Origin of the sequence: Peteryoungia rhizophila (assembly GCF_004912145.1) — a bacterium.
Lineage (GTDB): Bacteria > Pseudomonadota > Alphaproteobacteria > Rhizobiales > Rhizobiaceae > Allorhizobium > Allorhizobium rhizophilum.
This window is the reverse complement of record NZ_STGT01000001.1, coordinates 502,045-515,854: the sequence shown is the minus strand read 5'-3', so window position 1 is coordinate 515,854 and position 13,810 is coordinate 502,045. Positions and strand designations below refer to the sequence as shown.

Here is a 13,810-nt window from a genome sequence, read left to right as displayed (position 1 = left end):
GGCCGGGTGCAAACTCGGCCCTCATCTGTTCGATCCCAGGCGAGGCAGGCATGACACAGCGCTCCGATCGGGTCCCCGGGCAGGATCTTCACCGCGTGTCCGCCGGGAATGAAAGCGTACATTCGAACGTCGCTCGCTCGCCGGGGACCTCCATCGCCCGAAGCGTCATCTTGCCGTTCATTTGCTCCATCAGCTTGTCGACGATCGCAAGACCTAGACCGGAGCCGGGTCGGGCCGTTGGACCGCGTTTGAACCGGGCGCGGTAGACATCGACATCGCGATCGAGTGGGCCGGAGACGGCATTGGTGACGGTGATGCGGCCGTCCACGGCGAGAGACACCGTGATCGGCTGACCCGAAACACCATAGCGAAAGGCGTTTTCCAGCAAGTTGTTGAAGGCAATGGCAAAGGCATCGGGATCGACGGCGCGCGGCAGGGCGGTCAGGCCGGGCGCCGGCTGTATCTCGATGATCGCTGCAGAATGGGAACGCCGGAATCCTTCGACAATCAGCGTTACGAGGCAGACCAGATCGACGGAGGTTTTCGACGCGCCGATACCGGCCTCGGCGCGGGAGAGCTGAAGCAGTTTCTCCAGCATCCGTGACAGGCGTCGGAGCGCTTCCAGCACGCGGTCCGCACGCGACCGGTCGCCGTGCTCGTTCAGTTGATCGGCCAAGAGCTCCATCTGGGCGAGGGCGCCGGCAAGCGGGGTCCTCAGCTCGTGGGCGCTGTTGGCGGCAAGATCGCGTTCGGCCTGCAAGGCCAGTTTCAGGCGACCGAGAAGTGTGTTCACCGAGCCGGGGATCGAAGCGATTTCCGTCGGCAGGCCCGCAAGATCGATGGGTTCGAGATTGGCCCCGTCCCGCATGCTGATCGCATCACGCAGTTCGTTCACAGGTCTGGTCGCCCGCACCACGACCCAACGGGTGGCGAACATGCCGAGCGGCAGCAGCAGCAGGATCGGCAGCAGGAGCGTCAGTGCGCTCTCAAGCGTCGCCTCCCGACGATGGGCCAGTGAATCGGCCACCTGGACGAAGAGCGTGTCGCTGACGGTCACAATCGTGAAGATCCGATGGTCCGCACCGCTCCAGAAGCCGGCTTGCAAAGGCGCGGGATAGGGTTCCGAGTCGACATTGTGTGAATGCAGGAGGACGCGGCCCGATGCGTCACGTACCTGATAGGTCAGGTATTCGTCTGTCTTGCCGGGATTGAGCGCGGCGACCTGGTTTGGTCCACTTCCCGTTTCACGGCGGAAATAGTCGTCGACCACGAGGGGCGCCAGCCGTTCGGTGGTTTCTTGCAGGCCGCTGTCGAAGACCTCGTCGAATTCGGAACGCATCACGTGGATGGCGAGCCCGACGCCGATGGTCCAGAACACGGCGAGCAGCACCGAAATGGACAGAACGAGGCGTCCGGCAAGGCTGCGGGGCTTAGTTTGCATCGGAAGAAATCCTGTAGCCGACGCCGCGGACGGTCTCGATGGCGTCTCTGCCGAGCTTGCGTCTCAGACGACTGACATAGACCTCGACGGTATTGCTCTCGACCTCCGTGCCGAACGCGTAGAGCGCCTCTTCGATCTGTGCCTTGGAGACGATCGCGCGTTTGCGGACGATGAGCCGGTCGAGCACGGCCCATTCGCGGGAAGACAACTGGATCTCGGCGCCATCCACGCCGACGATCCGTCTCTCGGACGAATAGACCGCGACGCCGTTGACGGTGAGTTCCGGAAGCTTGTGGGATCCGTATCGTCTCGACACGGCATGAATGCGTGCTTGCAATTCGCCGAGATCGACAGGCTTGACCAGATAATCGTCGGCACCGGCGTTCAACCCGGCGATCCGGTCTGAGACCTGATCATGGGCGGTCATGATGATGACGGGCACTTCGTCTCGCTTGGCGCGAAGCCCTTTCAGGATATCGAGCCCGCTGCCGTCAGGCAGACGCAGATCGAGAAGGACCAGGTCGTAGGCGGCCGCGTCGAGGCTCGCCTCGGCCTCGTCCCTCGTAAGCGCCCAGTCCACGGCATGTCCCTGGCGATGCACGTAGGTCTTTACGGCATCCCCCAGCAATTCGTCGTCCTCGACCAGCAAGACCCGCATTTCACCCAACTCCATGCCCAAGAGATCGCGATCCCTTGTCGAACCTGAAACTGACAGGCCGCTGAACCGCCGGCAAGCTCTTCAGACGGGCCATCAGGCGGACCTTCAGGTGGTTGTCAGTAAGCCCTCTCATGCTTCCCCCGTGTCCAACACAGGAAAGGAGCACATCCCCATGCGCAAGATCATCATCGCGCTCGTTCTCACCGCCGGCTTCGGCGGCACTGCCTTCGCTTCCGATAAATGCACGGTGGCCATGGCCGATTGGCAGCCGCGCGAAGCCCTTCAGACCAAGCTCGAGGGCGAAGGCTGGAAGGTCCGTTCGATCAAGACGGAGGACGGCTGCTACGAGGCCTATGCGATCAATGCCGAAGGCAAGAAGGTCGAAGCCTATTTCGACCCGCAGACCTTCCAGTCCGTCGACATGAAGATCGAGGACTGACCCATGGCGTCGACAGTCAAGGTCTGGGATAGCCCCGTCAGGCTCTTTCACTGGAGCCTGGCCGGCAGTGTCGCCTTGTGCTGGTTGACGGCGGACGAGTTGCAGAGCCTGCACGAAGTGGCAGGTTATGCCGCTGCCGGCCTGATCGGCCTGAGGCTCGCCCTCGGCATGGCCGGCACACGTTATGCCCGCTTCAGCCAGTTCATCCGATCGCCCAAGCGGACGCTGCATTATGCCGGCGAGGTGCTTCGCCACAAGGAGCCGCGTTACCTGGGCCATAACCCGCTCGGAGCCGCCATGGTCGTTTTGCTGCTTTCCATGGTCGGCGGTGTTGCGCTCACGGGCTGGATGCAGACGACGGATGCCTATTGGGGCGTTGAATGGGTGGAAGAGACCCATGAAGTCCTCGCCCAGCTCTTGTTGGGGGCGATCGCGCTGCATGTCGCGGGCGTCATCCATGCCAGCCTCAGGCACAGTGAAAACCTGTCGCTTGCCATGATCACCGGTCGCAAACGCGCGCCAGCGAGCGGCGACGTTCTCTGATCCGGATATCTCGCACGCAAGAAGGACGCCGCAGACTGCGGCGTCCTTCTTTGTTTCGCGTCCGTCGACGTCCACATCGCGCCGGATCAGCCGCCTCGGGCGCACCGCCTCAGATCCCGAGATGGAGCGCAAGCGCATAGAGCAGCAGCATCGAATTCGCCGAAATGAGGCAAAAGACGGCGAGTGAGCCGAGATCCTTGGCGTGTTTCCCTGTGTCCGACACCTCGGGCGATATGCGATCGACGATTTCCTCGATCGCGGTGTTCAGCGCTTCCATGGCGATCAGAAGCAGGAACAGCACGGCCGCGGACAGCCGGATGGCCGTTGGGACGTCCATCATCGCATAGGCCGCCAGTAGGCCGATGCCGGCGATGCCCTCCTGACGGAAGGCGGCTTCCTTCGCAAGGCGGGTCAGACCTCCGGCCGAATACCCCGCAGCAGCCCACAGATGGGACAGGCCAGCACGTTTGGCAGGCGCGAATTCCGGGTTCTGCGTCATGAGGACACTCCGTTTCTGCAGGCTGCAAAAATGTCGAGGGTTGGATCGTAGACATGTGTCTTCACCTGCATCAGGCCGAGAACACTGTGGAAGAGATTGTCATGGGAATGCGGCACATCCGCCTTGTCGGAAAGGCAGGGCTTGTCGATGCCGGTGGACTGCTGCAGACCGGCGGACGTCCAGAGCACGAAGGGAACATGCGTCTGCTCCGTCGGCGCGAACATGTAGGGCGCTCCATGCAGATAAAGGCCGCTTTCGCCGAGCGATTCACCGTGATCCGACATGTAGATCATCGCCGTGTCGAGGCGGTTGCCATGCGCGGCGAGCTTGTCGATCACTTCCGACAGGATGTGGTCGGTATAGAGCAGGGCATTGTCATAGGCATTGGTGATCGTCTCCGGTGTGCAGCTATCGAAATCCACCGAGCGGCAGTCGGGCGAGAACGTCCGGAATTCCTCCGGATAACGCAGATAGTAGGCCGGTCCGTGATTGCCGAGCTGGTGCAGCACGAGAACGGTGTCCCGGTCGACCTTGTCCAGCCAAGGATCGAGCCCATCGACCAGAATCTGGTCGAGACATTCGCCGCCTGCACAATAGCGAGGATCGTTCGACGTGAAGAAGTCGGTCTTCTGGATCCGGTCTGCCACATGCTTGTCGCCGGTATTGTTGTCCCACCAGTCGGTCGTCACTCCGGCATGTTTGAGGACATCCATCAGGTTCTCGGTCGCCAGCGACTTGGCATGCGAATAGTCCTTGCGGCCGAATACGGAGAACATGCACGGCACGGAAACGGCCGTCGCAGTCCCGCAGCTCGACGTGTCCTGGAAATAAACGATGTCCCGTTTTGAGAGCTCCGGATTGGTCTCGCGGCCATAGCCGCCGAGTTGAAAATTCGCCGCTCGTGCCGTCTCGCCCACGACCACGATGGTCACTCGCGGCTTGCGATGGCTGACCGGCGTGTCGTCGGCGACTTTCGCATCGGTGCCGAGCGGCTGGACGACGATGTTCTGCTCCTTGCTCTGGCCGATGAAAAACCCTGCCGCGCTTGCCATTGGAAAGACCGGGTTCAGGGTTCGGAACCAGTCGCGGTGCTGGCGGATGTTGAAGATGAAGGTTCCACTGTTCGCAAATCCGGCAAGCCCGAATACCAACAGACAGGGCAGGATGATCATCAGGTTGACCGCGACTTTGCGCAGGATGGGACGGTGGACGATGCGCACCGCAGCGACGAAAAGCGACGGCAGCACGCCGAACAGCATCATGTGGAGAATGAAGGCGGGGGTGATCAGGTGGCCAGCTTCCGCCTGATTGGTTTCCATGGCGTTGCGGATCATCTCACCGTCGATGATGACGCCGAACCGATCCATGAACCAGGCCCCGGCGACGCTCGACAGAAGGATTATGATCAGCACCGGCTTGATCAGATACTTGGCCGAAAACGTGACGATTATCGCCACGAAAACGGCCAATAGCCCGATCCCGAGGGCGAAGAGGGCCAAGGCGTCGCCTTTGAGCAAGACGGAGGACTTGTCCCAGAACGTGCCGTTCATGAAGAAGAGAAGATAGACCGCCGTGAGAATGCTCAGCCACTCGCTGCGCATCTGGGGCCTGAAGCTCAAAAGCGTCTTGGACAAGATCGCTTCCTTTCGTGCATGGATAAAGAGATCCGATGCACTGACTCGGAAAGCTGACAGTGACCTGAACGTTGCAGCTGAGGGCGTCACCGGCGCCCTTCATGCTTCAATCCGTGGTGGAAGCGTCGCAGGACAAGCCGGGACAGCCCGCTGTGTTGGTAAAGCGAAGCCCGGCCTTTTCGAAGGCCAGTCGCAATTGTGCTTCGGTCGAGCGATGCAACGCGTGGCGCTGCCCTTCGAAATCGCGGATAGTGCTGCGCGAAACGCTGGATTGGGTGGCCAGATCGTCCTGGGTCCAGTCCAGATAGCCACGGGCTGCTCGACAGAGCGCAGGCGAAAACACGGTGTCGGTTTTGGGTTGATCCATGGTCGAAAACTGCCCATATAGGGTGATATTGCCAATTTAGGGCGGATTTTGAATTTTTTCCAGTCCGTGTTCAATCACACGGGCTTTTAAGTCGGGGATTCGGATTTTGGGATAACTTTGGACGCGTCCACCTTGTTGCTGCTCGTGCTGGTTCTTCCGTTCGCCGGCAGCCTCGCCTCAGCTTTCATTCTGAACACAACGTCCCGCGATCTGCCGGTCTTCGTGGCGGGGGCGACAACGCTCCTCACCCTGGTGCTGACCGCGTCAGCCTATCCCTTCGTCACCCAGAACGGCGTTCTACGGTTCACCGCAGAGTGGCTGCCGCAAGTCGGGCTGGATTTCGCCCTGCGGCTCGATGGCTTCGCCTGGATCTTCTCCATGCTGGTCACCTCGATCGGCTTCCTCGTCATCCTCTATGCACGCTATTACATGGGCAAGGACGATCCGATCCCACGCTTCTTTTCGTTTTTGCTGGCCTTCATGGGGGCGATGCTCGGGATCATCGTGTCCGGCAACGTCATTCTCCTGTCGATCTTCTGGGAATTGACCAGCATCTTCTCCTTCCTGCTGATCAGCTATTGGCACACGAGCGCGGCTGCCCGTGATGGAGCCCGCATGGCGCTGACGGTCACCGGGATCGGTGGCTTCTGTCTTCTGGTCGGCATGCTGCTACTCGGCAAGATCGTCGGCAGCTACGACCTCGACAAGATCCTCGCCTCCGGCCAGCTCGTGCGCGAACATCCGCTTTACCTGCCGACGCTGATCTTCATCCTGCTCGGTGCGCTGACGAAGAGCGCCCAGTTTCCTTTCCACTTCTGGCTGCCCAATGCGATGGCGGCACCCACGCCGGTCTCGGCCTTCCTGCATTCCGCCACCATGGTGAAGGCCGGTGTCTTTCTTTTGGTGCGCTTCTGGCCGGTCCTGTCAGGCACCTATGAGTGGTTCATCCTGGTCGGTCTCGCAGGGGTCTCGACCCTCCTGCTGGGCGCTTTCCTGGCGATGTTCCAGCGGGACCTGAAAGGGCTGCTTGCCTATTCGACCATCAGCCATCTCGGCCTGATCACGACGCTTCTGAGCCTCGGCAGCCCGCTGTCGACCGTGGCTGCGATCTTCCACATGCTCAACCACGCAACGTTCAAGGCCTCGCTCTTCATGGCGGCCGGGATCATCGATCACGAGACCGGCACGCGCGACATGCAGCGGCTGAGCGGCCTCTATCGCTTCCTGCCGGCAACCGCCACGCTCGCCATGGTCGCGAGTGCCGCCATGGCCGGCGTGCCGCTGCTCAATGGCTTCCTGTCGAAGGAGATGTTCTTCGCCGAAGCCGTCGAAACCCATGCGGATTCCTGGCTGGATGTGATCCTGCCCTATGTGGCGACGCTCGCCGGCATCTTCAGCGTGGTCTATTCGCTGCGCTTCATCCACACGGTCTTTTTCGGCCCGCCGCCGGTCGGCCTGCCCAAGGAAACCCCGCATGAGCCTCCGCGCTGGATGCGTGTGCCCATCGAGATCCTCGTGGTCGTCTGCCTCGTCGTCGGTATCGTGCCCGCGATCTCCATCGGGCCCTTCCTGCAAACGGCGGTCGAAAGCGTTCTCGGGGATCGCACACCTGAATACAGTCTCAGCGTCTGGCACGGCGTCAACCTGCCGCTCCTGATGAGCCTGATCGCCCTGGTCGGCGGGATCCTGCTCTATGTCGCGATGAGGGGTTATCTCTCCCGCAGCGAAGACGGGCCACCCTATCTGCGCCGGCTGCGCGGCCAGCGCCTGTTCGAGCGCGTTCTGGTCACCGTCTCCTGGCGCTGGGCGCGCCTGGCGGAAGGCAAGCTTGGCACCCGCCATCTCCAGCCTCAGCTCCGATGGATCGTCCTGACGGGCTTCGTCGCGGCAAGTCTACCGCTCTATCTCTCCGGCTTCGAGCGCAGGCCTATCGTGTTCTCGACGATCGACCCGGCATTTGGTCTTCTCTGGCTGGTCGGCATGGCGCTCGCCATCGGGGCGGCCGTCTCCGCCAAATATCATCGCCTGGCGGCACTCATCATGCTGGGCGGGGTAGGGCTCATCGTCTGCCTGACCTTCGTCTGGCTGTCCGCCCCCGATCTCGCCATCACCCAGCTGCTCGTCGAGATCGTGACGACGGTCCTCATCCTGCTCGGCCTGCGCTGGCTGCCGAAGCGTAGTCCAGATCGCGTCGAGGCGATGACGCTGCAGAGCCGCTTCCGCCGCTTCCGCGATCTGGCGCTCGCCATTGCCTGCGGCGTCGGCATGTCGGTCGTCGCCTTCACGGTCATGACCATGCCCGTGCCCGACGCCATCGCCTCCTACTTCCTGCAGAACGCCTATACGGAAGGCGGCGGACGCAACGTTGTGAACGTGATCCTTGTCGACTTCCGCGCCTTCGACACCTTCGGCGAAATCGCGGTGCTCGGTATCGTGGGTCTTACGGTCTATGGCCTTCTGCGCCGTTTCCGGCCGGCCGATGACAGCATGGAATTGCCCGAGCAGCAGCTGACCCAGAACCGCTTCGACGCGGACCAGCCGGAACGTTCGCCCGGTGACATGATGCGCGACTATCTGCTCGTACCCTCGGTGCTGATGCAGTGGCTTTTCCCCGTCATCATCACCTTTGCCGTCTATCTGTTCTTCCGCGGGCACGACATGCCCGGCGGCGGTTTCTCCGCCGGTCTCACCATGTCGATCGCCTTCCTGCTGCAATATCTCGCTGGCGGAACGCGCTGGGCGGAAGATCGCCTCCGCATCCTGCCGCTTCGCTGGATGGGGGCCGGTATTCTGGCCGCAGCGGTAACCGGCATAGGTTCCTGGGTTCTGGGCTATCCTTTCCTGACTTCGCATTTCCGCTACATGGAAATTCCACTCATCGGCAAGGTGCCGGCAGCCTCCGCGCTGCTCTTCGATCTTGGCGTGTTCGCGCTGGTCGTCGGCTCGACCGTGCTGATCCTGGTCGCGCTCGCGCACCAGTCGATCCGCATCAACAGACTGAAGGCACTGGAAGCGAAGGGGGAGAAGCGCTGATGGAAATCATCCTGTCCCTCGCCATCGGTTTGATGACCACATGCGGTGTCTGGCTCATCCTGCGGCCGCGCACCTATCAGGTCATCATCGGGCTGTCGCTCCTGTCCTATGCCGTCAATCTGTTCATCTTCGGCGTGGGCGGCGTGAAGAGCAACATGCCGCCGATCCTGGAGGATGGCGTGGTCTCCACGACGCTCAGCGACCCAGTCCCCCAGGCGCTCGTCCTGACGGCCATCGTCATCGGCTTTGCTACCACCGCCCTCTTTCTCGTCGTGCTGCTCGCCGCCCGCGGCCTCACCGGCAATGACCATGTCGACGGGAGGAACGAGCAGCCGTGATCAGCTGGAGCCATCATCTCATTGTCACGCCGATCCTGCTGCCGATGATGACAGCGGCGCTGCTGCTGTTCATCGACGAGCGCAACAGGACGACGAAGGCACTGGTCAGTCTCGGCTCGGTCGTTCTGCTCCTGGCCAATGCCATCGTCCTCTTCCTGATCGAAAGCGGACCGAACTCGTTCGACAATGTCTACCTGCTCGGCAATTGGTCAGCCCCCTTCGGCGTGGTCCTGGTCATTGACGGCCTGTCGGCCATGATGCTTTTGCTGACGGCCATTCTGGGCCTCGCGGCGCTGACCTTCTCCCTGGCGAAATGGCATGCGGTGGGGGCCCATTTCCACAGCCTGTCCCAGCTTCTGCTGGCCGGCGTCAGTGGCGCGCTCCTGACCGGCGACCTTTTCAACCTCTTCGTCTTCTTTGAAGTCATGCTCGCGGCCTCCTATGGATTGCTGCTGCACGGAACGGGCACGCTCCGGGTGAAGGCGGGACTGCACTACATCGCAGTCAATCTCGTCGCCGCCCTCTTCTTCCTGATCGGGGTGAGCCTCGTCTACGGGACGGCGGGCACGCTGAACATGGCGGATCTCGCCTTGCGCATGCCGGACATGGAGCCGGACCGGCTGATCCTGATGGAAGCGGGGGCTGCCGTCCTGGGTGTGGCCTTCCTCATCAAGGTCGGCATGTGGCCGCTCTGCTTCTGGCTGCCGACGGCCTATAGCGCCGCATCCGCGCCGGTCGCCGGCATGTTCGCGATCCTCAGCAAGGTCGGCATCTATATCATCCTGCGCCTGACCATGCTGCTCTTTGGCGATGGCCCCTCGGCCGGCTTCGGCGCGGAAGTCTTGCTGATCGGCGGCATGGCGACGCTGATCTTTGGCACCATCGGCGTCCTAGCATCTCAGGCGCTCGGACGGCTCGCTGGTTATTCGGTTCTCGTATCATCCGGCACGCTTCTCATGGTGCTCGGCATCAACGACGGCGTCGTCTCGTCGGGAGCCCTGCTTTATCTTGTCAGTTCCACTTTGACGATCAGCGCGTTCTTCATGCTGATCGAACTGGTCGAACGCGGCCAGGACGCAGGCGCGAACGTTCTGGCGGTGACGATGGAAGCCTATGGGGACGGCGAGGAAGCGGATCTCGACGATGGCGACGGCACGACCATGCCGGGAACCATGGCGATCCTCGGCATCTGCTTTGCCGCCTGCGGCATCCTGCTCGCCGGCCTGCCGCCCCTGTCCGGCTTCATCGCCAAGTTTGCCATGCTGTCTGCCATGATGGGCACGGGCTCGATCGGCACCACGCCCGACTTGGCGGTCTGGGCCTTGATCGTGCTGGTGATCCTGTCAGGTCTCGCAGCTCTGATTTCCATGACCCGTGCCGGCATTCGCACCTTCTGGGGATCGATCGAGGGCGCGGTCCCGAGGGTTCTCGTCGTGGAACTCGTGCCCGTCATGATACTGCTTACACTGACGCTCGTCCTGACAATCCAGGCCGGGCCGGCAATGACCTACATGGACACCACGATCCGGACGCTGGCCAACCCGGCGCTCTATGTCGACGCGGTGCGCGATGCCACCGTGGTCGATGATCCGATCCAACCGGGCACGGATCAGGGCGGAGGTACGCCATGATCCCCCATCCGCTCCTCAGCCTCTCCCTGCTCGTCATGTGGCTGCTGCTCAACGCGTTCACGCTCGGCCATCTGATACTCGGTTCCGTCGTGGCGATCTTCGGCGGCTGGGCCATGGCCTCGCTCCGGCCCGACAAGCCCAGGATGAAGAAGTGGTATCTCCTGCCCAAGCTCTTCTGGCTCGTCTTCGCCGACATCATCCGCTCCAACATCGCAGTCGCCCTGCTGATCATCCGCGGCAAGCGGCAGAAACATACCTCCGGCTTCATCACCGTTCCGCTCGAGATCGCACATCCCACCGCGCTTGCCATCATGGCGGTGATATTGACCAGCACACCGGGTTCGGCATGGCTCGCCTATGATGGCCGTAGAAAGACAGTACTGATCCATGTTCTCGACCTGATCGACGAGGAGCAATGGGTCCGAAACATCAAGCATCGCTACGAACGCCTGTTGCTGGAGATCATCGAATGAGTGTCATCATTCTCTTCACCGCCGTTTCTGTCGCAAAGGTCCTACTGGCTCTGGCGATGATCCTGATCGCCATTCGCATCTTCATCGGTCCGCGCGCCCAGGACCGTATCGTGGCACTCGATGCCGCCTATGTGACCGCGATGCTACTCCTGGTCACCTTCGGAATCGGTAGCGGGCGCACGGTCTATTTCGAGGCGGCTCTGGTCATCGGCCTCCTCGGCTTCGTGGCGACCGTTGCGCTGGCCAAGTTCCTGATGCGCGGGGAGGTGATCGAATGATTACGCCTGTCGCCGATCTTCCACTCTGGGTCGTCCTGATTGTCTCCGCTCTGTTGCTCCTCGGCTCCGGACTGACCCTGCTCGGCGCTGTCGGTTTCCTGCGCCTGCCGAGCTTCTACGACCGCATTCATGCACCGACGCTCGGGACGAGCTGGGGCGTGGGCGCCATCATGCTGGCGTCGATCCTCTATTTTTCGATTGTCGGATCGAGGGCCGTGCTGCACGAGATCCTGATCGGGATCTTCGTGACGCTGACCACGCCGGTGACGCTCATTCTGCTCGCTCGTGCTGCCCTTCACCGAGACAGGACCGAGGGGGACCCGACAGTCCCCAACGACGATCATCCGCCCGAACAGGTCTCCTAGCCGCGAAGCATCAATCGGCATCTGTCGACGCCACCAGAGTGGTTCCGTCGGTAGTGATTTCGAGGTTTGGGGGCGGGTAACGGTTTGACGCGTGGGCCGGGGCCCAGCCGGTCCGGGCCCATCGAGGTCGGTGCGCCACCATTTTCCTTCCCCTTTCGACTTGCGCACACGACGCGGCAAAGATTAATATGAGTGTGAATTGCAAGTTTAGCTTCGCGGCCTTCACCGCAGAGAGTTCGTCGCCGTGCGCCATTCGTCCGCATCACTTCCGAGCCAGACGCGACTGAGCCGGGACAAGCATTCCATCCTGCTTCGCAAATGGGGTCATGACATTTCCCGACACTGTCGACATGCGTCATTGCGAAAGGCAGGCAGCAATTGAGTTGGGACATCCAGAATTTGTTTCGGCGCCACGCCCCGGGAATGGCGAGGTCGCTACAGCGCAGCGGTATAAACGCGGAAGCCGCGGCAGACCTGACGCAGGATGCTTTTCTGCGTGTGATCGCGACGCCACCCGGGCAGGCGGCGGAGAACCACAATCCGAAGGCCTATCTCTATCGGGCCGCCCGGAATCTCGGGATCAACCACAAGCGACGTGAGGCGTTGATCCAGACGGTGCCTCTCGATGACGAAGAGGCCATCAATATTGCCGATCCGGCACCTTCGCCGGAACGGATCGTCTACTCTCGACAGTGCCTGGCACAGACGCATCAAGCTCTTTCGGAGTTGCCGGAAAGGACGCGCCATGCGTTTGAGATGCATCGTCTCGGCGAGAGGACGATCGCCGAGGTCGCGGAGGAGCTTGGGATATCGACGACCCGGGCCTGGTCGCTGATCCGTGACGCCTACCGTCATCTGGTGGGTCGCGTCGACGCCTTCTGAATTCTTGCACCCAAAGGCGAAAATTCGCGTCGCTCGATTGTATTGAGTATCAGAGGCGGTTGAGACAGCCACACCCTCCGGAAGAGAGCAGATGAACGAGACGACACCCGATCAGGGGCGATTGCTGGATGAAGCGATTGATCTGGTCATCCGGCGTCAAAACGATCCGGACAATCCCGTTTCCGAAGACTTGATCCGTGCATGGCGCGCCCGCAGCCAGCAGCATGAGGACGTGTGGTCGCGTGTATCGAGGGTGCATGGCGCCTCCGGCAAGATCCTGGATGAAAGACGTCGCATTGAGCGAGGAGAAAGTCTGGGTCTCAATCGTCGAAACTTCCTCGTCGGCGGGCTCACCGTGCTGGGGCTAGGTTCGGTCGCCTATTCCTTCGGTCCCGGCATGCTGATGGAAGCCCGTGCGGACCACATGACCGACAAGGGAGAGATCCGCTGGATCAATCTGCCCGATGGCAGCATTGCCACGCTCGGCCCCGAAAGCGCCATTGCCTTGAGTTTCCAGAACGATCGACGGGAGGTCGAACTTCTGGCCGGCATGTGTTTTTTCGAAGTGGCGAAGGCGACGGATCGTCCTTTCTCGGTCGTCTGCGCAGACTTGCGTGCGACGGCTCTCGGTACCGCCTTCGATGTTTCGAACGACGCCGGTATCGTGACGGTTGCCGTCGATCATGGCCTCGTGGACGTGCAGGCCCAGAATTCGCCGCTACAAGCCGACGTTAATCTCGGCGAGGGGCAATGGGTCACCATCGATACCGCCTCTGGCCGGGTTGATCGCGGTCAGCGGGATAGCGGTCAGATCGCGGCATGGCGCGACAATCTGCTCATCGCGGAAGAAGAGACGGTGGAAGCGCTCGTTGCACGGATCGGCCGTTGGCTTCCCGGACGCATCGTCATTGCCGACCCATCTGTCGGCCATCAACGCGTCAGCGGCATTTTCGACCTCACCAATCCGCTTCGCACGCTCGAGGCGGTGGTCCATCCGGCGGGCGCTCGCATTCGCCGGGTGACGTCGTTCGTCACGGTGATTTCGCCCCTTTGAATGCCTCAGAAAAAAAACATGAGAAAAAAGTGAATATTTTTCCGGCTCGACTGTAACAGTCTCAGGGACAGAAATCGGATGATGCTCAGGCATGCCCTGTCCCTGCACGTGAGTTGCAGAGTTGGAGAGGTGTAAGGCCAATGGGGCACGGGATTCGTAGAACAGTTTTCAGAGG

Annotated in this window: 15 protein-coding genes; 10 read left to right on the top strand and 5 right to left on the bottom strand. The window is 61.5% G+C overall.

What is annotated here, in order from left to right; translation table 11 throughout:
* Nucleotides 1-88 precede the first annotated feature (88 nt).
* Together E9677_RS02435 and E9677_RS02430 are read right to left on the bottom strand one after the other, a co-directional pair.
* Nucleotides 89-1,441, bottom strand: coding sequence for a sensor histidine kinase (locus tag E9677_RS02435; RefSeq protein WP_136556500.1), 1,353 nt, complete (start codon nt 1,439-1,441; stop codon nt 89-91).
* Nucleotides 1,431-2,099: a response regulator gene (locus E9677_RS02430; protein WP_136556499.1), complete on the bottom strand. Its 669-nt coding sequence runs from the start codon at nt 2,097-2,099 to the stop codon at nt 1,431-1,433. Before E9677_RS02430 ends, E9677_RS02435 begins: the two co-directional genes overlap by 11 nt.
* A gap of 172 nt (nt 2,100-2,271) precedes the next feature.
* Between E9677_RS02430 and E9677_RS02425 the strand changes: the two genes are divergently transcribed.
* Both E9677_RS02425 and E9677_RS02420 read left to right on the top strand, forming a co-directional pair.
* Complete coding sequence (locus E9677_RS02425) at nt 2,272-2,538, top strand: PepSY domain-containing protein (protein WP_136556498.1); 267 nt, start codon at nt 2,272-2,274, stop codon at nt 2,536-2,538.
* 3 nt (nt 2,539-2,541) lie between these two features.
* Nucleotides 2,542-3,081 (top strand): cytochrome b/b6 domain-containing protein, encoded by a 540-nt coding sequence (locus E9677_RS02420; RefSeq protein ID WP_136556497.1) that lies wholly within the window; start codon nt 2,542-2,544, stop codon nt 3,079-3,081.
* Nucleotides 3,082-3,190: 109 nt separating this feature from the next.
* Here the strand turns inward: E9677_RS02420 and E9677_RS02415 are convergent, their stop codons facing one another.
* The 3 genes from E9677_RS02415 to E9677_RS02405 all read right to left on the bottom strand — a co-directional run bounded on the left by E9677_RS02415 (nt 3,191) and on the right by E9677_RS02405 (nt 5,581).
* Nucleotides 3,191-3,580 (bottom strand): diacylglycerol kinase, encoded by a 390-nt coding sequence (locus tag E9677_RS02415; protein WP_136556496.1) that lies wholly within the window; start codon nt 3,578-3,580, stop codon nt 3,191-3,193.
* Nucleotides 3,577-5,181 (bottom strand): phosphoethanolamine transferase, encoded by a 1,605-nt coding sequence (locus E9677_RS02410; RefSeq protein ID WP_168801137.1) that lies wholly within the window; start codon nt 5,179-5,181, stop codon nt 3,577-3,579. Before E9677_RS02410 ends, E9677_RS02415 begins: the two co-directional genes overlap by 4 nt.
* A 139-nt stretch (nt 5,182-5,320) precedes the next feature.
* Nucleotides 5,321-5,581 (bottom strand): helix-turn-helix domain-containing protein, encoded by a 261-nt coding sequence (locus E9677_RS02405; RefSeq protein WP_136556494.1) that lies wholly within the window; start codon nt 5,579-5,581, stop codon nt 5,321-5,323.
* A 111-nt stretch (nt 5,582-5,692) separates the two neighbouring features.
* On the opposite strand from E9677_RS02405, the gene E9677_RS02400 reads away from it, so the two are divergent.
* From E9677_RS02400 to E9677_RS02365, 8 genes are all read left to right on the top strand, one after another.
* The gene (locus tag E9677_RS02400) at nt 5,693-8,614 is read left to right on the top strand and encodes a monovalent cation/H+ antiporter subunit A (protein ID WP_328591128.1); all 2,922 of its coding nucleotides are present in this window, start codon (nt 5,693-5,695) and stop codon (nt 8,612-8,614) included.
* The gene (locus tag E9677_RS02395) at nt 8,614-8,952 is read left to right on the top strand and encodes a Na+/H+ antiporter subunit C (protein ID WP_136556493.1); all 339 of its coding nucleotides are present in this window, start codon (nt 8,614-8,616) and stop codon (nt 8,950-8,952) included. Before E9677_RS02400 ends, E9677_RS02395 begins: the two co-directional genes overlap by 1 nt.
* Nucleotides 8,949-10,583, top strand: coding sequence for a monovalent cation/H+ antiporter subunit D (locus E9677_RS02390; protein WP_136556492.1), 1,635 nt, complete (start codon nt 8,949-8,951; stop codon nt 10,581-10,583). The genes E9677_RS02395 and E9677_RS02390 overlap by 4 nt, the downstream gene beginning before the upstream one ends.
* Nucleotides 10,580-11,056, top strand: coding sequence for a Na+/H+ antiporter subunit E (locus E9677_RS02385; RefSeq protein WP_136556491.1), 477 nt, complete (start codon nt 10,580-10,582; stop codon nt 11,054-11,056). Before E9677_RS02390 ends, E9677_RS02385 begins: the two co-directional genes overlap by 4 nt.
* Nucleotides 11,053-11,334 carry a K+/H+ antiporter subunit F gene (locus E9677_RS02380; protein ID WP_136556490.1) on the top strand — a complete coding sequence of 94 codons (282 nt, stop codon included), beginning with the start codon at nt 11,053-11,055 and terminating at the stop codon, nt 11,332-11,334. Before E9677_RS02385 ends, E9677_RS02380 begins: the two co-directional genes overlap by 4 nt.
* Entirely contained in the window at nt 11,331-11,699 is a 369-nt protein-coding gene (gene mnhG, locus E9677_RS02375) for a monovalent cation/H(+) antiporter subunit G (protein WP_136556489.1), read from the top strand. The genes E9677_RS02380 and mnhG overlap by 4 nt, the downstream gene beginning before the upstream one ends.
* 378 nt (nt 11,700-12,077) lie before the next feature.
* Nucleotides 12,078-12,581, top strand: a complete 504-nt coding sequence (locus E9677_RS02370) for a sigma-70 family RNA polymerase sigma factor (protein ID WP_136556488.1) — start codon at nt 12,078-12,080, stop codon at nt 12,579-12,581.
* 91 nt (nt 12,582-12,672) lie between these two features.
* Nucleotides 12,673-13,635, top strand: coding sequence for a FecR family protein (locus tag E9677_RS02365; protein WP_136556487.1), 963 nt, complete (start codon nt 12,673-12,675; stop codon nt 13,633-13,635).
* Nucleotides 13,636-13,810: the final 175 nt, after the last annotated feature.

Bases quoted from the DNA above. Each gene is read 5' to 3' on its own strand.
- E9677_RS02425 (WP_136556498.1), top strand. From the start codon at position 2,272: ATGCGCAAGATCATCATCGCGCTCGTTCTCACCGCCGGCTTCGGCGGC.
- mnhG (WP_136556489.1), top strand. From the start codon at position 11,331: ATGATTACGCCTGTCGCCGATCTTCCACTCTGGGTCGTCCTGATTGTC.
- E9677_RS02415 (WP_136556496.1), bottom strand. From the start codon at position 3,580: ATGACGCAGAACCCGGAATTCGCGCCTGCCAAACGTGCTGGCCTGTCC.
- E9677_RS02430 (WP_136556499.1), bottom strand. From the start codon at position 2,099: ATGCGGGTCTTGCTGGTCGAGGACGACGAATTGCTGGGGGATGCCGTA.
- E9677_RS02365 (WP_136556487.1), top strand. From the start codon at position 12,673: ATGAACGAGACGACACCCGATCAGGGGCGATTGCTGGATGAAGCGATT.
- E9677_RS02405 (WP_136556494.1), bottom strand. From the start codon at position 5,581: ATGGATCAACCCAAAACCGACACCGTGTTTTCGCCTGCGCTCTGTCGA.
- E9677_RS02435 (WP_136556500.1), bottom strand. From the start codon at position 1,441: ATGCAAACTAAGCCCCGCAGCCTTGCCGGACGCCTCGTTCTGTCCATT.
- E9677_RS02395 (WP_136556493.1), top strand. From the start codon at position 8,614: ATGGAAATCATCCTGTCCCTCGCCATCGGTTTGATGACCACATGCGGT.
- E9677_RS02380 (WP_136556490.1), top strand. From the start codon at position 11,053: ATGAGTGTCATCATTCTCTTCACCGCCGTTTCTGTCGCAAAGGTCCTA.
- E9677_RS02385 (WP_136556491.1), top strand. From the start codon at position 10,580: ATGATCCCCCATCCGCTCCTCAGCCTCTCCCTGCTCGTCATGTGGCTG.
- E9677_RS02420 (WP_136556497.1), top strand. From the start codon at position 2,542: ATGGCGTCGACAGTCAAGGTCTGGGATAGCCCCGTCAGGCTCTTTCAC.
- E9677_RS02410 (WP_168801137.1), bottom strand. From the start codon at position 5,181: ATGCGCAGCGAGTGGCTGAGCATTCTCACGGCGGTCTATCTTCTCTTC.